1 protein-coding gene is annotated in these 669 nt (G+C 59.6%); it reads left to right on the forward strand.

All coding sequences use genetic code 11. From position 1 onward, the window contains the following. The coding region (locus L5M29_RS23690; protein ID WP_263170359.1) for an Ig-like domain-containing protein at positions 1–669 on the forward strand (669 nt) is incomplete at both ends.

Here is a 669-nt window from a genome sequence, read left to right on the forward strand (position 1 = left end):
ATCGTGGCCGACACCGCCCTCACCAACGAAGACACCGCCGTTATCATTGATGTGCTCGACAACGACACCTTTGAAAACAGCGATGCCGCCGTCACCGGCGTCACCAATGGCGCCAACGGCACCGTGACCATCAATGCCGATGGCACCGTGACTTACACCCCAAGCGCGAACTTCCATGGTACTGACAGCTTCACTTACACCGTGACGTCGGGCGGCGTGACTGAAACCACCACCGTCAATGTCACCGTTAATGCCGCAAACGATCCGACCACGGTCACTGGCGGCACCTCAGGCAATGGCGCTGAAGATGCCGCGGCCATCACTGGCACCTTAACCGCGACTGATGCCGATGGCCTGACGGACGGCACAGTGTTTACCGTCAGCGGCAATCCCGCCAACGGCACCGCCACCATTGACCCRGCAACGGGCCTGTGGAGCTATGTCCCTGTCGCAGACTACTACGGCAACGACAGCTTCACCGTTACCATCACCGATGATGATGGCAACAGTGTCACCCAAGTGATTAGCGTCACCGTGACCCCGGTCGCGGATATCGTGGCCGACACCGCCCTCACCAACGAAGACACCGCCGTTATCATTGATGTGCTCGACAACGACACCTTTGAAAACAGCGATGCCGCCGTCACCGGCGTCACCAATGGCGCCAAC

The organism is Shewanella sp. SM95, from assembly GCF_025653595.1.
Taxonomy (GTDB): Bacteria; Pseudomonadota; Gammaproteobacteria; order Enterobacterales; family Shewanellaceae; genus Shewanella; species Shewanella oncorhynchi.